The sequence below is a fragment of the Blautia caccae genome, assembly GCF_040095955.1.
Classification (GTDB): Bacteria; Bacillota; Clostridia; order Lachnospirales; family Lachnospiraceae; genus Blautia; species Blautia celeris.
The window spans coordinates 43,255-64,803 of record NZ_JBBMFP010000024.1 but is presented as its reverse complement, the minus strand read 5'-3'; the positions used below and the strand labels follow the sequence as shown (position 1 = coordinate 64,803).

20 protein-coding genes are annotated in these 21,549 nt (G+C 48.5%); 17 read left to right on the top strand and 3 right to left on the bottom strand.

Annotated elements, in window-relative coordinates; genetic code table 11:
* Positions 1 to 5: 5 nt before the first annotated feature.
* Positions 6 to 545 carry a DUF3887 domain-containing protein gene (locus WMO65_RS21120; protein ID WP_148391833.1) on the top strand — a complete coding sequence of 180 codons (540 nt, stop codon included), beginning with the start codon at positions 6 to 8 and terminating at the stop codon, positions 543 to 545.
* A 99-nt stretch (positions 546 to 644) separates the two neighbouring features.
* The gene (locus tag WMO65_RS21115; RefSeq protein ID WP_148391834.1) at positions 645 to 1,796 is read left to right on the top strand and encodes an amidohydrolase; all 1,152 of its coding nucleotides are present in this window, start codon (positions 645 to 647) and stop codon (positions 1,794 to 1,796) included.
* Between the two features lie 530 nt (positions 1,797 to 2,326).
* Here WMO65_RS21115 and WMO65_RS21110 read toward each other — a convergent pair.
* Positions 2,327 to 3,043: an AroM family protein gene (locus WMO65_RS21110; protein ID WP_148391835.1), complete on the bottom strand. Its 717-nt coding sequence runs from the start codon at positions 3,041 to 3,043 to the stop codon at positions 2,327 to 2,329.
* Between the two features lie 56 nt (positions 3,044 to 3,099).
* Complete coding sequence (locus WMO65_RS21105) at positions 3,100 to 4,032, bottom strand: DUF1177 domain-containing protein (protein ID WP_033140008.1); 933 nt, start codon at positions 4,030 to 4,032, stop codon at positions 3,100 to 3,102.
* A gap of 239 nt (positions 4,033 to 4,271) precedes the next feature.
* Between WMO65_RS21105 and WMO65_RS21100 the strand changes: the two genes are divergently transcribed.
* The 7 genes from WMO65_RS21100 to WMO65_RS21070 all read left to right on the top strand — a co-directional run bounded on the left by WMO65_RS21100 (position 4,272) and on the right by WMO65_RS21070 (position 12,436).
* Positions 4,272 to 5,933, top strand: coding sequence for an ABC transporter substrate-binding protein (locus WMO65_RS21100; protein WP_033140007.1), 1,662 nt, complete (start codon positions 4,272 to 4,274; stop codon positions 5,931 to 5,933).
* A gap of 94 nt (positions 5,934 to 6,027) precedes the next feature.
* Positions 6,028 to 6,990, top strand: coding sequence for an ABC transporter permease (locus WMO65_RS21095; protein WP_033140006.1), 963 nt, complete (start codon positions 6,028 to 6,030; stop codon positions 6,988 to 6,990).
* The gene (locus WMO65_RS21090; RefSeq protein ID WP_148391836.1) at positions 6,991 to 7,893 is read left to right on the top strand and encodes an ABC transporter permease; all 903 of its coding nucleotides are present in this window, start codon (positions 6,991 to 6,993) and stop codon (positions 7,891 to 7,893) included.
* A gap of 14 nt (positions 7,894 to 7,907) precedes the next feature.
* Positions 7,908 to 9,089, top strand: a complete 1,182-nt coding sequence (locus WMO65_RS21085) for a M20 family metallopeptidase (RefSeq protein WP_033140004.1) — start codon at positions 7,908 to 7,910, stop codon at positions 9,087 to 9,089.
* Positions 9,090 to 9,102: 13 nt separating this feature from the next.
* Positions 9,103 to 10,122, top strand: a complete 1,020-nt coding sequence (locus WMO65_RS21080) for an ABC transporter ATP-binding protein (RefSeq protein WP_033140003.1) — start codon at positions 9,103 to 9,105, stop codon at positions 10,120 to 10,122.
* On the top strand, positions 10,112 to 11,098 hold the full coding sequence (locus WMO65_RS21075) for an ABC transporter ATP-binding protein (RefSeq protein WP_033140002.1): 987 nt from the start codon (positions 10,112 to 10,114) through the stop codon (positions 11,096 to 11,098). Before WMO65_RS21080 ends, WMO65_RS21075 begins: the two co-directional genes overlap by 11 nt.
* A 75-nt stretch (positions 11,099 to 11,173) precedes the next feature.
* Positions 11,174 to 12,436, top strand: coding sequence for a M20 family metallopeptidase (locus WMO65_RS21070; protein ID WP_187370538.1), 1,263 nt, complete (start codon positions 11,174 to 11,176; stop codon positions 12,434 to 12,436).
* Positions 12,437 to 13,166: 730 nt separating this feature from the next.
* Here WMO65_RS21070 and WMO65_RS21065 read toward each other — a convergent pair.
* Positions 13,167 to 14,030 (bottom strand): AraC family transcriptional regulator, encoded by an 864-nt coding sequence (locus tag WMO65_RS21065; protein WP_148391837.1) that lies wholly within the window; start codon positions 14,028 to 14,030, stop codon positions 13,167 to 13,169.
* A 351-nt stretch (positions 14,031 to 14,381) separates the two neighbouring features.
* Here WMO65_RS21065 and WMO65_RS21060 point away from each other — a divergent pair, with 351 nt between their 5' ends.
* From WMO65_RS21060 to WMO65_RS21025, 8 genes are all read left to right on the top strand, one after another.
* A complete protein-coding gene (locus WMO65_RS21060) occupies positions 14,382 to 14,834 on the top strand; it encodes a VOC family protein (protein WP_033139649.1) in 453 nt (150 codons plus the stop codon).
* A 33-nt stretch (positions 14,835 to 14,867) separates the two neighbouring features.
* Complete coding sequence (locus WMO65_RS21055) at positions 14,868 to 16,322, top strand: extracellular solute-binding protein (RefSeq protein ID WP_349064654.1); 1,455 nt, start codon at positions 14,868 to 14,870, stop codon at positions 16,320 to 16,322.
* An 84-nt stretch (positions 16,323 to 16,406) separates the two neighbouring features.
* Positions 16,407 to 17,264, top strand: a complete 858-nt coding sequence (locus WMO65_RS21050; RefSeq protein ID WP_033139650.1) for a carbohydrate ABC transporter permease — start codon at positions 16,407 to 16,409, stop codon at positions 17,262 to 17,264.
* A gap of 12 nt (positions 17,265 to 17,276) precedes the next feature.
* Positions 17,277 to 18,161, top strand: a complete 885-nt coding sequence (locus WMO65_RS21045; RefSeq protein WP_033139651.1) for a carbohydrate ABC transporter permease — start codon at positions 17,277 to 17,279, stop codon at positions 18,159 to 18,161.
* Positions 18,162 to 18,169: 8 nt separating this feature from the next.
* Positions 18,170 to 18,904, top strand: a complete 735-nt coding sequence (locus WMO65_RS21040; protein WP_148391838.1) for an SDR family NAD(P)-dependent oxidoreductase — start codon at positions 18,170 to 18,172, stop codon at positions 18,902 to 18,904.
* Between the two features lie 25 nt (positions 18,905 to 18,929).
* Positions 18,930 to 20,081, top strand: coding sequence for a Gfo/Idh/MocA family protein (locus WMO65_RS21035; RefSeq protein WP_148391839.1), 1,152 nt, complete (start codon positions 18,930 to 18,932; stop codon positions 20,079 to 20,081).
* Between the two features lie 29 nt (positions 20,082 to 20,110).
* Positions 20,111 to 20,581 carry a VOC family protein gene (locus tag WMO65_RS21030; RefSeq protein WP_033139654.1) on the top strand — a complete coding sequence of 157 codons (471 nt, stop codon included), beginning with the start codon at positions 20,111 to 20,113 and terminating at the stop codon, positions 20,579 to 20,581.
* 16 nt (positions 20,582 to 20,597) lie between these two features.
* A complete protein-coding gene (locus tag WMO65_RS21025) occupies positions 20,598 to 21,431 on the top strand; it encodes a sugar phosphate isomerase/epimerase family protein (RefSeq protein WP_054351784.1) in 834 nt (277 codons plus the stop codon).
* Positions 21,432 to 21,549 lie beyond the last annotated feature (118 nt).

Genomic DNA, 21,549 nt, shown 5'->3' with positions numbered 1-21,549 from the left:
GTATAATGAGAAAAAAAGCATTAGTCATTTTAATGGCAGCAGCAGTATTTGCACTGGCAGGCTGCGGGGACAAGACAGATAAGGCTGATAAGGATACCGGTAAGGATGATAAGAAGCAGGAAGCTTCTGCAGACGCGGAGACACCGGGGGAAGATGTGCCGGAGGTTGATACGGAAGGGCCGGCAGCAGAGGCAGAACAGATTTCTGAGAGTGATGGAAGGAAGCTCATGGAGACTGCGGTTGCTTTTACAGAGGATCTGATTGCTGCCAATCATGATAATCTGGTAAATAATTATGAGTATGAGGATGAGATGAAAGCAATCGTGGACAGCGGGGAACTGGAACAGTCTATAACGTCTGCTGTGCAAGCGTCAGGTGAATATAAAGGAACAAAAGCCGCTTGGCTGGGAGATCAGGCGGGAGATTATTCCAATGTGCAGGTGCCCTGTGAATTTGCGGATCAGTCCTGGAATATGATGATCTCCTTTACCTCTGACGGCAAAATCGGCGGTGTACATACAGATGTGTATAAAGAGACTCCGTAAAGCCAGTGCTGCGAAAGGGTATCGCTGAAAGCAGTATTGTCTAACTGCAGGAATTGCAGTATGATAACATAAGAGTAAAATTTTACGGAGGATAAGATTATGTTATGCATTAAAAATGGTCTGATTTACACAATGACACAGAAGGAACCCATCAAAGGAGATGTCTTGATCGAGGATGGAAAAATTCGCGGAATCGGTGCGGATCTGGAAATTCCGGAGGGGACAGAAGTGGTCGACGCGGAGGGCCTGGAGGTGTATCCGGGGTTTGTGGAGGCACACTGCCACACCGGTCTGGACGGTTACGGAATCGGTTATGAGGGAAGGGATTACTGTGAACTCAACGATCTGGTGACGCCTCAGCTTCGCGCGATCGACGGAATCAATCCCTTTGACCCATGCTTCCAGCATGCAAGAGAAGCAGGAGTAACTTGCATAGGAACCGGTCCGGGCAGTGCGGATGTACTGGGGGGAACCTTTGCGGCAGTGAAGACTGCGGGTAAACGGATTGATAAAATGGTAGTGAAATATCCTGTGGCAATGAAGTGTGCGTTCGGGGAGAACCCCAAGAACTGTTACCAGGATAAGGGGGATACCTCCAGGATGACAACTGCGGCACTTCTCAGGAATGAGCTGTTTAAGGCAAAGGCTTATATGGAGAAGAAAGAGGCGGCAGGGGATGATGTGCAGAAGCAGCCGGAGTTTAATCTGAAGCTGGAGTCCCTGATCCCTGTACTGAAGAAAGAGATACCTCTGAAGGCACATGCACATCAGGCTAATGATATATTTACAGCCCTGCGTATTGCAAAAGAGTTTGGGCTGGATATTACGCTGGAGCATGTGACAGAGGGACATATGATCGCAGATGAGCTGGCGGGTGAGCACGTGCCTATGGCTGTGGGACCGACGCTGACTCATGCCACGAAGTTTGAGCTGCAGAATAAGAGTTGGACGACGCCGGGAGTTTTGGCTTCTATGGGATGCCAGGTTTCTATTATCACGGATGCGCCGGTGATTCCTCAGGAATATCTGCCGCTTTGCGCAGGACTTGCTGTGAAGGCGGGGATGGATGAGTTTGATGCTTTGAAGGCGATTACGATAAATCCTGCAAAACATTTGGGAGTTGAGGATAGAGTCGGGTCGCTGGAAGTGGGGAAGGATGGAGATGTTGTAGTGATGAGTGGGAGTCCGCTTCGGGTGGAGTCTTTGGTGAAGTGGGTTGTTATTGATGGGGTGGTTGTTTATAATAATTAAGGATTTTTAGTGGCTCACGGACCAAAGTGGCTCACGGACGGCATAAGCGGAGGAAGACCAGGCAGGCCCCAGCGGTTCTCTTTCGCGGGCAGCCTCCGCAGGCAAGTCCTGCTAAGTCAAAACGAGGCCCCGGTCAAGGCACCGGGCAGAACCGCCATCCAGCCTTTATGGCTGAATGGCTCAACTGCCCTGAAATTTCGGATGGTAACCGAAAATTCTCCTTGACCGGGGCCTCGTTTTGCCTAAGCAGGACTTGCCTGCGGAGGCTGCCCGCGAAAGAGAACCGCTGGGGCCTGCCCGGCCTTCCTCCGCTTATGCCTGGCTGTGAAAAGGTAGTAGGGATACTGAGGGAAAGCTGCGGAACAGGGTTCAGAAAGATAGGGAGGCAGAGAACTGCCGGGGCCTGCCAGATCTTCCTTCGCTTATGTCTGGCTGTGAAAAGGAGGTAGGGATAACAAGGGGAAGCTGCAGAACAGGGTTCAGAAAAAAGAGGTAGGAGGTGCCGTTGGGATGAAGGGGGCTCCTGGGGGTCAGGAGCCGTAGAGTTCGTTTAGGAGGGAGGCTATGAAGGTGCGGGGAAGGAGGACTGGGACGGATAGGAGGTGTTCCAGTTCTCTTTTTATGGAGATGCTGTAGCCCATGCAGTCCGGGAGGATGAGGGAGAGGTTTTCCTGGCGGAGGGACTGGGCACGCTCTTCCAGGAGGGTGATTTCAAGGTAGGGGGAGAGGGCACGGACCTTGATTTGAATGTCGCTCTCAGAGAACCAGCTTTCCGCCTGGGGGATTTGGGATTCGTCGGGGACCAGGAGGCCTATGGGGCGGTCATCGGCCAGCTTTTTGAGGACGCTGTGTATAAGGGGCTGGGGGATGATGAGCATCTTTTGGTGTTTTAGTTTGGGAAATTTGCCTGTGCATAGGAGGACGGTGGCCTGGCAGCCGTCGGCTTCGGCACGGGTGATGCAGGACTGGACCAGAGGTAGGATGTGCTCCTCACCGATGATGACCTGGGAGGCGTCGCGCATGCGGGTGACCAGAACGGAGCTGTCAGGGCCGGGGGCAAAGTTTTGGTTGATGTAGTCAGCGTCAAAAGGGTCCAGGGCACCGTATTCCTGCAGGGTGATGTTGGGAGCCAATAAAGGACAGATGTCCCCGGTAATGTCGGTCCGGGGACTCTGTCCTATGGTGATGGCTCCTATTTTTGTCTGTGTCCGGCTGGCCGGAGTGTTGTTCATATCAGATTTTTTCATAGTGAGCACCTTGTCTTTTGTTGTGAGATTTGTATTTGTTTCGTAACTGTGTTTGTTTATTTGCCGAAGGTCTGGAAGACTTTCATTTCGCCGTAGAGTTCCAGAAGGTGAGCGTATTCCTGTTCGTTGTAGAAGGAAATTTTGCCTTCTCCGTAATCTTTGGCTACCTCAACCGCGAATCTTGCTGCAGATTCTACGTCGAGAGGATGGCTGGCACCTGTTGCACAGCCGGCTACCGGCTGCTCTGTGGTGATGGCTACACCTACTACCGGGGCATCTGTAGCGGTTGCGGGCTGCAGGATGCTGTTTAAGTGGTGCAGGTCATTGCCGTAAGGTGTGATGTCCTGCTGGGAAACCGGGAATACATAGGGCAGTTTTCCGGTCACGCGGGTCATTACGTCTAAGAGGTCATCGCTGACTTCCAGAATGTAGCCGCTTTTGATAGTTGGGGAGATGGCAAAGCCGTTGGTGTTGATGACTTTGTTTCCCTTTGTGGTGTCAATGGAGATAATGGCATCCATGCGCGGGTCCACTTCTTTTTCGTTGTTGGTCTGCATGTCGATGGATGAATCCATGAACGGAACAGGATAGTGGTCCTGTGTAGGAGCATCCGGGCAGATGTGAGTGGCAACCAGGATGTCGCCTTTGAGTACATCGCCGTTTTTGTTCATCTCTGCCAGCTTGAGGCCTGCGGAGAGTGCTGCCAGAGCACCGTCGCCGTCGGAAACGAAGCCTGTCAGTTCCGGACGTGCGCCCAGGCCGCCCAGACGTCCGATGATACCCAGAGTCGGTGCGCTGCCGCCGCTTGATTTTCCGTTGCTGCCCTTGATCAGTACAGTGATGCAGTCTGTGCTGCCTTTTTCACTTGTGACGGTTTCCACGGTTACTTCGTGTGCGCCGCGCTCTTTTAATAAATCTGTGATCTGTTTTCCGTTTGCTGACGGTGTGTCGAGCAAGTCGAATAATTCCAGAACCTGTCTTAATATCATTACAAATTCCTCCCATAAATGTGCGTTTTTATCCAGTCTATAACAATGACCGCTGAAAATCAATAGGAATTTGCATATTATGTCGAAAAAGGAGTTGCAATTTAAAGCACTAAAAGGTATAATACCTATAAAATTTGTCTCAGGCTACATTTCGTTGAGGAAAATTTGATAGAGATGGGGCAAATAAATAACTTTATCTTGGTAAAGTATTACAACAAGGCAGTAAAAGGAGGAAAATTATGAAAAGAAAGAGTTTAGCATTAGCTCTTGCTGCTGTACTCTGTGTATCCTCCCTGACAGCGTGTGGAAGCTCAGGAAACGACAGCAAAAAAGACACGGCTGACAAGGGAACCGAAGCAGGAACAGAATCCGGCGGCGAAACAAAACAGGTGGAAAAAGAAAAGATTGAAGTGCCTGATGAACCTACAAAGGGTGGTACCCTTACCGTATCCCTGTCCTCTTCACCGAGGAATCTGGACCCGGCTATGTATACAGGTTCCTATGAAGGCCAGGTAATCAACAATGTATGTGACAGAGTTGTTGAGTACAACAAGGATTTATCAGAAATCGTACCTTCACTGGCAGAGAGCTGGACAGTAAGCGACGACGGACTTACATATGTGTTCAAGATCCGCCAGGGTGTTAAGTTCCAGAAAGGTAAATACCAGGATGGACGTGAGATGACAGCAGATGATGTTGCTTATTCCTTAAACCGTTCCGCAAAGGAATCATCCCTGAACCGTCTGGATATGCTGGAGAACGCAGAAGTGACAGGTGACTGGGAAGTTACATGTACACTGGCTGAGCCGAATGCAGCATTCCTGACAGCCCTCACAGACGCAGGAAACTCCGTAGTTCCCAAAGAAGAAGTTGAGGGATGGGGCGATGAGTTCGGTGCGCATCTGGTAGGTACCGGTCCGTTCGCAATGGAATCCTTCGAGCTTGACCAGCAGTCTGTACTGGTTAAGAACCCGGATTACTGGGTAGCTGAACCGAACCTGGACAAACTGGTATTCAAAGTGATCACAGATTCCAACCAGGCAGCAAATGCCCTGAAAACTGGTGAGATCGACATCGCATCCAGTATCACCGGCGAAGCTGTTCAGTCCGTACGTGATGATTCCAAGCTGCAGTTAATGGAGATGCCGGGTCTGCACGTGGCTTACATTTACTTCAATCAGGTAAATGGACCGACAGCCGACATAAAAGTAAGAGAAGCATTGATCAAAGCAATCAACGTAGAGGAAATGACAGCCAGCATCTACCAGTACGGTGAAGCTGTTCCGGCTAAATTATCTCTGCCGCCGGGATCATGGGGATATGACGCATCCTGTGAAGAACTGGTTCCGGATTACGATCCGGAAGGCGCTAAGAAGCTCCTTACAGAAGCTGGATATCCGGATGGATTTGAATGCGACCTTTATATTTCAAACACAGCATTACGTGAAAAAATGGCAACTCTGGTACAGGCTTACTTAAAGACAAACCTGAATGTTACAGTAAACATTAACAAGAGCGAGTGGGGTACCTTCAGTGAGTCCGCATCTTCAGGAAACGCTGATATGTACGGTATGTCCTGGACATGGTATCCGGACCCGTACTTCTTCCTGAACAAACTGTTCTCCAGCAAAGAGATTGGTGCTCTTGGAAACGGACAGGGATTCTCCAACGCAGAAGTTGACCAGCTGCTTGACGATGCATTGAAAGCGACCGACCAGAATGAACGTGCGGAAATGTATAAAAAAGCACTTAGGATCGTTACAGAACAGCTGCCGGGTATCTTCTACTCTAATGAGAATGTTATCCATGGCCTGAATCCGGCTGTGCAGGATTTCGTACAGAAGGCAGACAACCAGATGTTCTTTGTAACACCTTGGACAAATGTCTGGAAAGTGCAGTAATCAGTTAAGTTAAGAGTAAATGAGGTTGCAGGGGGTATTGCTGTTCGCGATGCCCCCTGCTTGTCAGATTAAATGAAAAGGGCGGTAGAAATTCGTGTTAAAAACCATTTTGAAAAGAATTTTACAAAGTATTCCAACCCTCTTGATCGTAGTTACGGTGACTTTTGTTCTGACCAGAATGATTCCAGGTAATCCTGCCCGAAGCGTGCTCGGGCCCCAGGCATCTCCGGACGCCATAGCGGAACTGGAAGAGGAAATGGGACTGAATAAGAGTAAGGCGGAACAGTATGTAGATTACATGTTCAATGTCCTGAAAGGGGATTTCGGAAAATCCTATGTGTACAATAAACCGGTGACAACCCTGATCGCGGAGAGAATCCCAAATACACTTGTCATCACTCTCACAAGTCTTGTGATCGCTCTGATCATCGGACTTGCCATAGGCGTATTTTCTGCACTGCACCAGTATTCAATTCTGGATTACGTGTTCATGATCCTGGCGCTGGTGGGTGTGTCCATGCCAATCTTCTGGTTAGGTATGATGCTGGTTATGACCTTCAGTGTAAATCTGGGGTGGCTGCCGGCTCTGGGTATGGGAGATCTGAGTAATGGCCTGGGTGATTTCATCAGCCATATGATTCTGCCCTGTTTCTGTCTGGCAACCATACCTACAGCTACATTTGCAAGAATCACACGTTCCAGTATGCTGGAAGTTATCAATAATGACTCTATCAAATCCCTCCGTGCAAGAGGTATCAAAGAGAGCGTAGTCATCTGGAAGCATGCACTGAAAAATGCGCTTCCGCCAATCGTTACCGTGCTGGGCCTTCAGCTTGCCCAGGCATTTACCGGTGCTATCCTGACGGAGAGTATTTTCTCCTGGCCCGGAATGGGTACCATGATCGTAAGTGCCATTGACAACAGGGACTATCAGCTGATCCAGGGAACCGTTCTGTTCATCGCAGTGGTGTTCGTTGTGGTCAACCTGCTGGTGGATGTGGTCTACATGCTGATCAACCCGAGAGTAAGCTACGAAAGCGGAAAAGGAGGAAAGTAAATGAACGCACAGAATACAGAAGCCTTAGGCGCAAAAGCCCATGAGGAAATGCTGAAAAAAGAACGCCGGGCCAATAATGTCTGGAACAAACTGAAAAGAAACAAGACTGCTATGATCGGCCTTGTCATCGTGCTGTTCATGGTGATCATTGCCATTTTTGCTCCTGTCATTACAAGCGTGGACCCGGATGAGATTCATCCTCTGGATACTTTCCTGACACCCGGACAGAACGGCCATATTTTCGGAACGGACGAGTTCGGGCGTGATCTGTTTGCCAGAATCCTTTACGGTTCCCGTGTTTCCATCATCGTTGCAGTGGGCGGTACCATTGTTGCAGGTATTATTGGAATCCTGCTGGGCCTGATCGCCGGTTACATGGGCGGATTCGTGGACGCGGTTATCATGCGTATCATGGACGGTCTTCTGGCTTTCCCATTCGTACTTCTGTCTATCATCCTGATGACAGTTCTGGGGCCGGGCGTGGTCAATGTTATCATAGCCATCGGTGTGGGTAATGTGCCCAGCTTCGCCCGAGTGGTCCGCGGTGAGGTACATATAGTCAAGAACGAGGAATACTGTAATGCGGGAAGAGTTATCGGTGTATCCAATATCAGGATGCTGTTCTCACACATTCTGCCGAACATTCTCTCCCCGGTTATTGTTTACGCTACATTAGGCGTTGCAGGTGCCATTATTTCCGAGGCTGCTCTGAGCTTTCTGGGACTTGGTATCTCCACACCTACTTCATCCTGGGGAAGTATCCTGCGTCAGGGTAAAGACTGCCTGAATACGGCTCCTCATGTAGCCATGATCTCAGGTCTGTTTATCCTTGTTACAGTTCTCGGATTCAACCTTCTGGGTGACGGTATCCGTGATGTCCTTGACCCGAAGATGAAGAAATAAGCAGGAGGTGCCAGATGAGCGATTTTAAAGAGAGAGTACAGAAGAGGGTAGAGGAGATTCTGCCTGAGCTGATCGGACTTTCCAACACAGTTTGGGAACATCCGGAATATAATTTTGAGGAATTTCATGCCTGTAAGTCCATGTCCGAGCTTCTGAAGAAATTCGGATTTGAAGTGACAACAGGTGTCGGAGGGATTGAGACCTCCGTAAAGGCTGTATACGACACAGGAAAAGAAGGACCCAATATCGGTATCTTCGGGGAGTTCGACGCTGTTCCCGGAATGGGTCATTCCTGCGGACATAATCTGATGTGTGCCATGGCTGTAGGAGCCGGCGAAGCAGTTCATTCCGTCATTGATGATATCGGCGGAAAAGTCACCGTATTCGGCACCCCCGCAGAGGAAGGCGGCGGCGGCAAGATCATCATGCTGAACAACGGCGCTTTCAAAGAACTGGATATTGCCATGATTCTGCACTCTGCCAGTGACACCGTGGTAAATGACATTTCCTATTCCAGAACAGACCTGATCGTGGATTACTATGGGAAGACATCCCATGCAGCCACATGGCCGGAGGAAGGTATCAGTGCCCTGAATCCCATCCTGGATCTGTTCCAGATCGTGAACTCCATGCGTCTGGAGCTGGCTGACAAAGGAAAAATTCTGGGTATCATCTCCAAAGGCGGAGAGGAACCCATCTATATTCCGGACCACTGCCAGGCCAGATTTACAATTCGTTCCTTCAGCATGAAGTATAAGCTGGAACTGCTGGAACGCTTTAAAAAGATATGTGAACACGTAGCGGAGATCACCAATACAAGACTTGAGATTTCCGACGACGGACTTGCCTATGAGGATATCCGTAACAATCAGTCTCTGGAAGAGGCTCTTCGGAAGAATTTTACAGATCTGGGCGAAATTGTTAAGCCGAGGGAAAGAGCCCTGGGTATCGGCTGTACAGATATGGGCAATGTGACCCATGAGATACCGGGACTTCAGTCTTATGTCCTGGTAGTGCCTGAGACCAGAGGTCATACAAAAGAGTTTGAGGATGCCTGCTACAGCGAGGCCGGACACAAGACGATCGCTGTTGGCTCCAAGGCTATGGCAATGACGGCAGTGGATGTTCTGACGAATCCGGAACTTTTGGAGGCGATCAGAAGAGACTTTAAGGAAATGAAGGAAAAATACGAATAGATGAGGAGTTATTATGAGTGATACCTTACTGACAGTAAAAGATTTGAAGACATATTTTTTCCTTGCAAGCGGCGTGTCAAAAGCGGTGGATGGTGTCAGTTTTGAGTTGAAAAAAGGTGAGACCATGGGAATCGTGGGAGAATCCGGCTCAGGAAAGAGTGTAAGCTCCTCATCCATCATACGTCTGCTCCCGCCGCGTACCGGAAAGATCGTGGGCGGTGAGATCAACTTTGACGGCAAGGATGTGCTGAAGCTTAATAAAAAAGAGCTTCTGGACTTCCGCGGCAAGGATATAGCAGTTATCTTCCAGGATCCTATGACAAGTCTGGACCCTGTATTTAAGATTGGAAACCAGATGGTTGAGATGATCTGTGCCCATCAGGATGTGGATAAGAAAACAGCCTGGAATATGGCAGTGGAAGCCCTGAATAAAGTGGGCATCCCCCAGCCGGAAAAACGTATGGAGGCATATCCTTACGAGCTGTCCGGCGGTATGTGCCAGCGTGTCATCATCGCTATGGCTGTGTGCTGCAAGCCGAAGCTGGTTATCGCCGATGAGCCTACCACTGCCCTTGACGTTACCGTTCAGGCACAGGTGCTGGCCCTGTTAAAAGAGCTGCAGGATGAGTACAATACCTCCATTCTGCTGATTACCCATAACCTGGGCGTTGTGTGGGAGATGTGCGATACCGTTATGGTCCTGTACGCAGGCAATACTGTTGAGTACGCAACCACCAAGGAGCTGTACTCCAAACCCCTGCACCCGTATACATGGGGACTTCTGGATTCCATGCCAAAGCTCTCTGACGAGAACAAGGGTATGCTGAACACCATTCCGGGTACACCGCCTGATCTGCGTCTGACAGGTAAATGCTGTAATTTCTACAACCGCTGCCCGTATGTGACGGAAAAATGCCGTGCTGAGGTTCCGCCTCTCGTTGAAGTGGAGCCGGGTCATTTTGTGGCATGTCACAGGCAGAATCTGGAGAACAAATTAGTCAGAGGGGAAGTGAACGAAGAAAATGAAGGATGAGAAAAAGGTTCTTATGAAGGTCAGGAATCTGACCAAAGAATTTAAGATAAAAGCCAGTAAATTCGGTGAGCAGCCCCAGATCCTCCACGCGGTCAATGACGTTTCCGTGGATATCTATGAGGGTGAGACACTGGGTATCATCGGAGAATCAGGATGCGGTAAATCCACATTTGGAAAGACTCTCATCCAGCTTCACAAAGCCACTTCCGGAAGTGTGGAGTACAATGGCAGAGACATTTTCTCCTTACAGGGGAAAGAGCTGAAGGATTTAAAGAGGGATATCCAGATGGTATTCCAGGACCCCTATTCTTCCCTGGACCCCAGAAAAACAGCGGCGAAGATCATTGCGGAGCCTCTTGTGGTACACAAGCTGGAGCCGGACAAGAAGAAAAGGGATGACAAGGTGCTGGGCCTCATGCGTGAGGTCGGCCTTGATGTACAGCACGTAAACCGTTTCCCTCATGAGTTTTCAGGCGGCCAGAGGCAGCGTATCAATGTTGCCCGCGCCCTTGCCCTGAATCCCAAGCTGATCATCTGCGATGAGCCGGTTTCCGCACTGGACGTATCTATCCAGGCCCAGGTGCTGAACCTGTTTAACCGTCTGCAGAAGGAATATAACCTGACCTATGTGTTTATCTCCCATGACCTGGGTGTCATCAAGCATGTAAGTGACAGGATCGCCATTATGTATCTGGGAAGGATCGTGGAATTGTGTGACGCGGATAAACTGTACGACAACCCGCTGCATCCCTATACAAAGGCACTGCTGTCCGCGATTCCCACGGAATCTCCTTTTGTAAAGAAAGAGAGAATCGTCTTAAAGGGAGATATCCCCAGTCCTATCGGAGAACAGATAGGCTGTCCGCTGGCAGGCAGATGTCCGCAGTGCATGGAGCGTTGCCGTAAAGAAACACCTAAGCTGATGAATCAGGGAGAGGGCCATCAGGTTGCCTGCTTCCTGTATGATGAGAAATAAAATGGATATCATTTGACAGCAGTGGTTTGGCAAATGAGCCGGATTACTGCATTTGACAAGAAAGTGTGAGCGAAAATGAGTAATATTACAAGAGCAGAGATCCTGAAACTGGCTGAAAGCCAGACAGATGATTTTATTAAACTGGTTTCTGACCTGATCCGGATCCCAAGTGAAAATCCTACAGGAACACAGAGAGAAGTTGTAGACTTTGTTAAGAATTACCTGAAAGAGGCAGGTATTGACAGCGAGGAAGTTGCCGCGCATCCTGATTTCCCGTGTGTACTTGCGAAAATCGGCAAAGAGGACGGCTTCAGCGTGATCTTAAACGGACATGTGGACGTGGTTCCTGCCGGCGACAGAGAACAGTGGGACTTTGATCCCTTCTCCGGTGAAGTGACAGACAAGCTGATTCTGGGAAGAGGAACTTCCGACATGAAAGCCGGTGTGGCCGGCCTTCTGTTTGCCATGAAGATCCTTACAGAGTCAGGTGCTCCTTTAAACGGAAATGTCCGTCTGCACATTGTATCCGATGAGGAGAGCGGCGGAGAATACGGTTCTAAATGGCTGTGTGAAAATGGCTATGCCAAGGATGCAAATGCCTGCCTGATCGCAGAGCCGACATCCAACAATACCATTGAAATCGGCCAGAAGGGTGGTCTGACCCTGATCATGAAGGCCTACGGCAAATCTGCACACGGAAGCCTGGGCGGATTTAAAGGGGAAAATGCCATCATCAAGCTTTCCAAGGTTCTGGATAAGCTGCAGGGTCTGACAAAGATTGAAGGCCATTTCAAGGACAGCCAGGCTCATGCCCTGGAGAACTCCAAGCTCATCGCGCAGCAGGAGATCGGCGAGCCGGGAATCGGTGAGGTGATCAGCCATGTTTCCGCCAATGTCGGCGTGATTCAGGGCGGAACACGCCCGAATATGGTTCCGGATTACTGTGAGGCAATCGTGGATGTACGTCTGCCTATCGGTGTGGACCATGAGGAGATTGAAGAGATGGTGCGCACTATCATCCGTGAGAGCGGTGAGACAGGCATTGAGTACGAAGCGCAGTGGAAGAGTGAAGGAAACTACACAGATGAGGATGCAGCCATTGTCCAGACAGTGAAGAAAAATGCAGAGGCACTGTGGGGAATCGACGTGATCCCGGCTTACCAGTGGGCATCCAGCGATGCCAGAGAGTACCGCGCACAGGGCATTCCAACCATTCAGTATGGTCCGTCCAATACGGAAGGTATCCATTCTTATAATGAGAATGTGGATATTGAGGATGCGGTGAATGCGGGAAGGATTTATATTCTGTCACTGTGTGATCTGATGGGAATTGAGTAAGTTGATATAAAAATATGAAAAACCGGAAAAAGGAATCTAGTCCTTTTTCTGGTTTTTTTTCAGGATATAATGACCTTTGGTCTGTTCCTATTGGCATTACTTACATTCATATTTATGTTTTGTAAGTAATCTACATAGAAAAACCACCCTGAAACTTTGACCGGTCGAAGGGTGGTCTCTCTATATCTTATGATGGTCAACTCACCTTGTGGGCGGCTGTCCTTTATATTTTTAATATATCATGCATTCGCATATTTGTAAAGATATACTTTGCAATTTTTATCCGAGAAAATAATTTACCTTTCTATACGAGTTCGGTGTAGATAAGATTTTCCTAAAGACCGGAAGATGGGACGTTAATCCTTCTTCCGGTTGCTTTTTGTGCAAAATTACAGATTGCTTATGCTATAAGTGAATGCTATAATGTAAAGACGGATAGCCGTGTTGCAGGGTGGGGTGGCCTCTGTTCTATAGAATGGGGGTGATGTCTATGAAAAATCATTTCGATTTTCAGGATATAATGACCTTTGGTCTGTTCCTATTGGCATTACTTACATTCATATTTATGTTTTGTAAGTAATCTACATAGAAAAACCACCCTGAAACTTTGGCCAGTGGACGGGTGGTCTTTCTTCTCATCATAACGGTCAACTCACCTTGTGGGCGGCTGTCCTTTATATTTTCAATATATCATGTATTTGCATGTTTGTAAAGACATACTTTGCAATTCCTATCCGGGAAAATGATCAAACATCTTCCTGAATTGGGATGGCGTGCAGTTATTGATCTGTTTAAATGTTCTGTTAAAAGACGGCAGACTGGAAAAACCCGACTGCAGCGCAACATCCATAATGGACAGGTCCGGATTCTCCAGGAGTTCCGTTGCGCGTGATACCCGCAGGGATGTAATATATTCAGGCAGGGACATCTGGTAATATTCCTTGAAAATCCTTGAAAAATGGTATTTGCTGAATCCGGCAAAGGCAGCCAGGTCTTCCAGGCTGATTTGTTCTGTATAATGTTCTTTTATGTATTCTGTAACCGCATCGAATTTTCTGTCGTATGCTTTCTGCTGCGGTGTTTTCTGGGCAGAGAGTGAATTCTTGATCTGATAATTATGTTCCCCTATCACAATGAAAAAATGGAGAAGTTCTTCATACATGCGCATTTCCTTGAAGCTGATATCGCTGTAGAACAGTCCCTTGATCTTTATAAGTGTTTCCAGCGGATTGTCGCTAAATGGTACAGCGTCCGTCACGTCAATGACAGGCTGGCAGCAGAGGAGCTGTCTGTGGATGATGAAATCATGGAGCTGAGGCAGCAGCATATTGGAAAATTGCAGGACCAGACAGGGTACCGTACTATTTTTTGTCAGAGAGTGCAGGCTGCGGGGAGGTACCAGGGCAAACTGGTTTTCCGTGAGTGCATATGTTTCATTTCCAAGGGTGATAGACATGTCATTGGACAGCGGTGCCACAATCTCCATAAAGCTGTGCCAGTGCATGGGAAAGCGGGAATAGTAATGTCCATAGGATACATTGATGGACATATCATGTTCAAAGTACATAGGTTCTGATAAATCGGCTTTGATCATAACAAATTACTCCTTATGATTTTAATTGTAAAAAAGCATAATAAAATATTGCAAATGATAATTAAATAGACAAATTTTAACAAACACACACAATAGATTCTTATACTAGATATTATAGGTTAAATATTGCGATAAATAAATGTGCATATTACACAAAAATGCCACAGTTAATGTGTGAGAATGTGCTAATTGCATATTGATAATTTGCATTACTTCAAAATATAAAGCAATAAATAGTGACTATATAGCAATAAATTAATAGAAAACACTCTGCTTCAATGCTATAGTAAACATATCGAAACCGAAGCGCGTGAAGGTTAAAACGAATACAAGCAAAGAAAGGATTTATTCATGGGAGTAATTGATGGCAAGACGATCTGCCAGGTAGCCCTGGTGGTGAAAGACCTGGAAAAGACAACAGAGGAGTACGCAAAACTTTTCGGCGTTCCGAAGCCGGAGATATTCCGGGTTCCCGAGGAATCCGTGGCACACACACAATTCAAGGGGATGCCCAGCAAAACAAGAGCAAAACTTGCGGTATTTAATCTGGGCCAGGTAGTTCTGGAGCTTACAGAGCCTGATGAGGAACCGAGTTCCTGGAAGGATTTCCTGGAGAAAAACGGTGACGGTATCCACCATATTGCGTTTATGACAGATGACAGAGACGCGGCAGTAAAATACTTTGAGGAAAACGATATGCCAATCCGCCATTACGGGGAATATGAGGGCGGAAATTACACAGTCTTTGACAGCAAAGAAAAACTGGGGACATTTGTACAGGTGAAATACGAACCGAAAAAATAAGGTATAGAGGGTAAAGCAGGAAAGGAGAAACGTATGAAGAAAAAATTAGTAGCAGCATTCTTAACGTTATGTATGGCAGCAGGTACACTGGCCGGATGCGGCGGAGACAGCAGCTCTGCATCGGGGGACACGTCCACCACGGGGACAGAGGAAAATAAGACGGAAGAAAAAAGGGAAACCACAGAGGCGCAGGAATCCGTAAAGATGTCTGCAGAGGAATTAAAGTCCATGGGGCTGGAGGCCGAGGATACGGATCTGACAGGTGAATTTACATATTGGTCGGCATTTACCGGGGATTCCCAGGTCTGGGACCAGAGCCGCGTGGATGCATTCAATGAATTATATAAAGATAAAGGTATCAAATGCAACGTACAGTTCGTACCTGACGGCGCAGGCATTAACAACGGCAAGCTCCTCTCTGCGATCGCCGGAGGCCAGGCACCTGACCTGGTAATATGCGATAATGCGACAGCGGCATATTCCTATGCGGCCAACGGCAGCTTTGAGATGCTTGAGCCTTATCTGGAACAGGTAAACCTGAATGTGGACAACTTTTTTGACGGCTGTAAGGATGTAATTTACTACAAGGATGAGCCATACCTGATTCCTCAGGATACGAATGTTATGCTTTTATACTACAATCCTGATATAGCAAAAGAAGCAGGGCTTGACCCGGAGAATCCGCCGAAGACCCTGGACGAATTAGATCAGTGGGCGGAGGCCATGACCATTCAGAACGACGACGGAAGCTATGCCAGATTTGGTCTGATCCCGTGGCTGGATCTGAAGGATGACGCATTTACCCTTCCCTTCTTCTTCGGAGCTGATGTGTATGATGCGGATACAAACAAATTAAACCTTACCTCCCCGCAGATGGTATCCTGTATGGAATGGCTGCAGTCCTACGGCGAGAAATATGATCCGGAAAGGATTTCCTCCTTCACCTCAGGTCTTGGCGGAATGTTCTCACCTGACCATGCTTTTATGACAGGAAAAGTCGGTATGACTATCACAGGCAACTGGTTCTCCAATGCACTGCGTGTGTACGCTCCTGATGTAAACTATGAAGTATGCGCAGTTCCGGTACCGGAAGGCGGACGTGCGGACAGCACCACATTCCAGACAAATGTGTTTGCGGTTCCGAAAGGTTCCCAGAATCCTGAACTGGCAGCACTGTTTATCAAATTCTGTATGTCAGGTGCAGTCAATGAGGATAACTTTGCGCAGTGGAGAAGTATTCCCACAAGTGATGCTGAGTTTGACAATGTAAGTCTGACAAAAGACGGAGATGAAATGTATAAACTGGAGAGAGAACTTGCCAATTCACCGGAAAACGGAATCCCGGCACTCTGCTCCTGCTCCGCAGAACTTGCAAAAGCATTCGTAACGTTCCGTGAAGGTGTGATTTACGGTAATATTACGGACATTCAGGGTGAACTGCAGAAACTTCAGGATAAGTATCAGACGGAACTGGATAACGCCGAATAGGCGGCATAAAATCCCGCGGGAATTCCCGTACAGCAGTTTTGCTGCTGTGCGGGGCACTCCTGCCGGGGAGAAAGGAGATTTGAGATGGCTAAACCACAGAGGAAGAGAAAACAAGGGAAAATTCCCAGCCTGGAAGTCATATTTCTGTATGCGTTTTTAATCGTCCTGGCGATTCTGTTTATTCTGCCCATATTTTATCTGTTTATGGGTTCCTTTAAGGCGGAGAGCGAACTGTTCCGCGTGCCCTTTAAATGGCTGCCGGATAAGTTCCAGTTCGGGAATTTTATCAACATGTTTTCGTCCATTCCCTTTTTTAAATATTTAAAGAACACAATGATCATCGTAGTATGTAATATTGTCGGTTCCCTGCTGTCCTGTTCCCTGGTGGCTTACGGTTTTGCCAGGCTGCGCTGGCCGGGACGTGACAAAGTGTTTATCCTGGTGCTGATCACTATGATCCTTCCTTATCAGGTCACACTGGTCCCTCTGTTCCTGATGTTCACGAAAATGAAGTGGATCGGAACCTTCCTTCCTCTTACGGTTACCTGCTTTTTTGGAAATCCGTTCTTCATCTTTCTGCTGCGCCAGTTTTTCACAGGTATTCCCCAGGATATCTCAGAGGCTGCCAGGATAGATGGGGCCGGGGAGTTCACCATTTTTTCAAGGCTGGTCATTCCTATGGCGAAGCCGGCTCTGACAACAGTTGCGATCTTTGCATTTATCCGCTCCTGGAATGACTTCCTGGGACCTCTGGTATTTCTTGGGAAGGATGAACTTTATACACTCTCCCTGGCAGCTTCCATGCTGAAATCCAATCTGGACCCCAACTGGAGTCTGCTGCTGGCACTGGGCGCTGTGATGATTCTTCCTGTACTCATTCTTTTCTTTGTGATGCAGAAGTATTTCATCCAGGGTATCGCAATGTCGGGAATCAAAGGTTAAGGAGGCGGAACAATGAAGAAAATGAATATGAGAAAAAAAGAAGCCATTCATGGTCTGCTGTTCGTCTCTCCGTGGATCATCGGTTTTCTGGTGTTTACCTTGTACCCGATCTGCTCCTCCCTGTACTATTCCCTGTGTGATTACCAGGTCATCAAGGAACCTGTTTTCATCGGGCTTGGGAATTATAAGGCACTGTTTCAGGACAAGACATTTTTAAAGGCATTGAGCAATACCGTGTATATGGTTATCTTCGGAGTACCGATTACCACGTTCATTGCGGTGGCAGTGTCTATTATCCTCAACAATAAAAAGTTAAAGTATACCGGTCCTTTCCGTGTGATCTTCTTTATCCCCACACTGGTGCCCACAGTTGTAGCGTGTCTTCTGTGGATCTGGGTTATGCAGCCGGAGACAGGTATTGTCAACCGTCTGCTGGGGTACATTGGCATCCAGGGGCCGGGATGGCTTTCCAGCATGTTCTGGTCAAAGCCGGCTTTGATCATCATGATGGTGTGGACCTGCGGCAATGCCATCATCATCTATCTGGCAGGACTGCAGGATATACCGGACAGTCTTTATGAGTCAGCAGCTCTGGACGGGGCAGGATTTTTCCGCCAGACTATGTCCGTTACCATACCGCTTCTGCGCTCCACTATTCTGTATAATGTGGTGACACTGATCATTGCCGTGTTCCAGTGGTTTGCAGAGCCGTACATAATGACCAGCGGCGGGCCGGACAATCAGACCATGTTCTATTCCCTGTATTTGTATCAGAACGCGTTCTCTTACTTTAAGATGGGATATGCGTCCGCAATGGCCTGGATTCTGCTGTTGATCGCACTGGCGATCATCCTGGTGCTGTTCAAGGTCTTCCGGTTCGGAGAGTCAGATTATTAGGAGGCAATATGATTGGATTAGTGACCGGCGCCAACCGGGGGTTGGGCTATGAGATGATAAAAGAAGGGCTGCGCCGCGGCCACACCATGCTGGCAGCCTGCAGAAACACCGGGGATGAAACCTCAGTCGGTGGCCTGCTGAAATTAAAAGAGCAATATCCCGGCAGCCTGAGGATCCTGGAGATGGATGTCACGGACCGGGAAATGACAGAGAAAGCGGCGTTACAGGTGCAGCAGGAATTCGGACATATAGATTTCCTTGTGAATAACGCAGGGGTACTGTTTGAAAAAATGGTGATGCCCGGGGATGCCATTGCTGACCTGGATGTGGAGAAGTTCAGAAAAACACTGGATGTAAATGTGACAGGCACTGCCATAGTGCTCAAATATTTTATACGCCTGCTGTATGCGTCCGAAGATGCCTGTATCATGAACATTACATCTGAGGCAGGGCATCTGAGTCCTCAGGGCTACAACTATCTGGCATATTCTGTGTCAAAGCATGCGGCAAATATGTACACCCAGAAGGTACGGAACTATCTGGCAGAGGAGCAGGCAGACCGGCATATGCGGATCTACATGATTCATCCGGGCCGTATGGACACCATTATGGGAAAAGAAAATGCCCAGATTCCGCCTTCCGAGTCAGCAGCAGGACTGTATGACATTCTGGACAGGAAGAAACAGATACCGGATATGGATGTCCCCTTCATCAACTACAGGGGTGAGCCAATGCCGTACTGAGGTGCAAGATCGTGAGGAAGCGAATATGAGAAATGTAAATGTGGGAATACTCGGATGCGGAGTCATCAGCAATACCTATATCCGGGATATCAAGCGCTTTTATCCGTCCCTGCATCTGGCAGCCTGCGCGGATGTAAATGTGGAGCTGGCAAGGAGCCATGCAGAGAAATACCAGGTACCTGCAGGCTGCTCTGTGGAGGAGATGCTTGCCATGGAGGAAGTGGAGCTGGTGGTGAACCTGACTCCGCCGCAGTTTCATACGGAGCTGAATAAGAAAATTCTGCTGGCAGGAAAGCATGTGTTCTGTGAGAAACCATTTGCACCAACAGTTGCCGGGGCCAGGGAGGTCATGGCGCTGGCGGATGAAAAAGGACTTCTGGTGGGCAGTGCTCCGGATACTTTTCTGGGGTCTTCCCTGCAGACATGCAGGAAAATACTGGATGACGGATGGATTGGGCGGCCTCTCTATGTGACTGCCAATATGATGTCAAACGGTGTGGAGACCTGGCACCCGGCCCCCGGTAATTTTTACCGGCGGGGAGCAGGGCCTCTGTATGATATGGGACCGTATTATTTTACGGCACTGGCAGCACTGCTTGGACCGGTAAAACGTGTCAGCGCATTTTCCGGCACCGGATTTCCCGTCAGGCGGATATACGCCGGGCCGCTGAAAGGGCAGGAGATACAGGTGGAGACGCCTACCCATTATTCGGGTACCGCGGAGCTTGCGTCCGGGGTGATCGTGAGTATGAATATCAGTTTTGACATCTGGCATTCCAATCTGCCCATGTTTGAGATATACGGGACGGAGGGAACACTGGAGGTGCCGGACCCCAATATGTCCGGCGGCAGACCAAAGGTCTACAGAAAAGAAAGGACCCTGGATGTGCTGTATGATGACAGTGAAGAGACAAAGGCCAGGCAGAATATCAGCGTGGAGCTGCCCGAGCTGTATCCCCATATAGGTGAGTATACCAGGGGAATCGGTGTACTGGATCTGGCAGATTCCATAGTCAGCGGCAGAAAGCCCAGAGTAAATGCAGAGATGGCCTGCCATGTGATCGAGGCCATCACAGGCATGATGGAATCAGCACGTGATAAAAAAGTATATGAAATGAAAACTGCCTGCGAGAGACCGGAGCCTGTGAGGACCGGAACACCGGTGGGAAGAATATAAAACAAAAAAGGTAAAGTGAGGAAAGAATTATGAATGGAGTAGTAGGTACAGATTTAGTTTGTCAGGTTGGGTTTATTGTAAAGGATATCAACGCCACGAAAAAGAAATGGGCAGAGTTTTTAGGCGTTGAGGAGCCGGAGGCAGCTCTCTGCGGTGAATATGAGACCACACAGACGGAGTTTAAGGGCCAGCCTGCACCGGAGGCCAACAGTTATCTTGCATTTTTTGATGTGGGACCGGGACTGCAGCTTGAACTGATCCAGCCAAATGAAGCACCCTCCACATGGAGGAATTACCTGAACGAACACGGTGAGGGCATCCACCATGTGGCATTCAATATCAAAGGAATGAAAATGCCGGAAGCGGTAAAACGCTGCGAGGATTTTGGCATGGTTCTGGAGCAGAAGGGCGAATACGGCGATGCCAGCGGAAGATATACTTACATGAACGCTTATAAAGACCTGAAATGTATCGTAGAACTGCTGGAGAGCGACAGATAATCGGGAGGAAATGCGGATGAGACTGGGATTATCCAGCCCTCTGGAGCATAAAAGTCCATGGGAATGGGCTGAAAAAATGCACCGGATGGGATGTACTTCTGTGAATTTTCCTGTGGACTATACCTGTGACCGGGCACTTTTGGAACAATACACGGAGGCTGCCAAAGAGTACGGACTGATGATCGCGGAGGTGGGAGCCTGGTGCAACCCCATTTCCCCGGATGACAAGGTCAGGGAGGCAGCATTTACAAGATGTGTGGAACAGTTAAAGCTGGCAGATAAGATTGGCGCCAGATGCTGTGTAAACGTCTCCGGTTCCAGAGGAGAGCGGTGGGACGGTCCCTATAAGGAGAATCTGACAAAGGATACCTGGGAACTGGTGGTGAAGAGCATCCGGGATATTATAGATGCGGCAGATCCGAAAAATACCTATTATACGATTGAGCCGATGCCCTGGATGTACCCTATGGGTCCGGATGAATACTTAAAGCTGATTCACGATGTGGACAGAGAGCGGTTTGCCGTGCATATGGATGTGTTCAACTGGATCACAACACCTGAACGGTATTTTTATCACGAAGAGTTTATGGAGGAGTGTTTCCGTAAGCTTGGGCCGTACATCAGGAGCTGTCATTTGAAGGATGTGGCGCTTGGACAGGAGTTTACCCTTCAGTTCAGGGAAACTGCCTGCGGCAGAGGCGGTTTGAATTTGGAGAAGTACGCCGGCCTTGCGCGTAAGGCGGACCCGGATATGCCGCTGATCATTGAACACCTGGATGGAGACGAGGCTTATCTGGAAAGTCTTTCCTATGTAAAGCTGCGTTTTGGACGGGCAGGGATAGAAATATAAACATAAAGACCAAGCGGGTACGGAAGTTAAATACTGCCGACGCTTTGGCGCAGGAGTCCGGTTTTCCGGACTCTTTTTCTACGGACAGTTGTAAACAGAGGGTTTTTCACTTAGAATG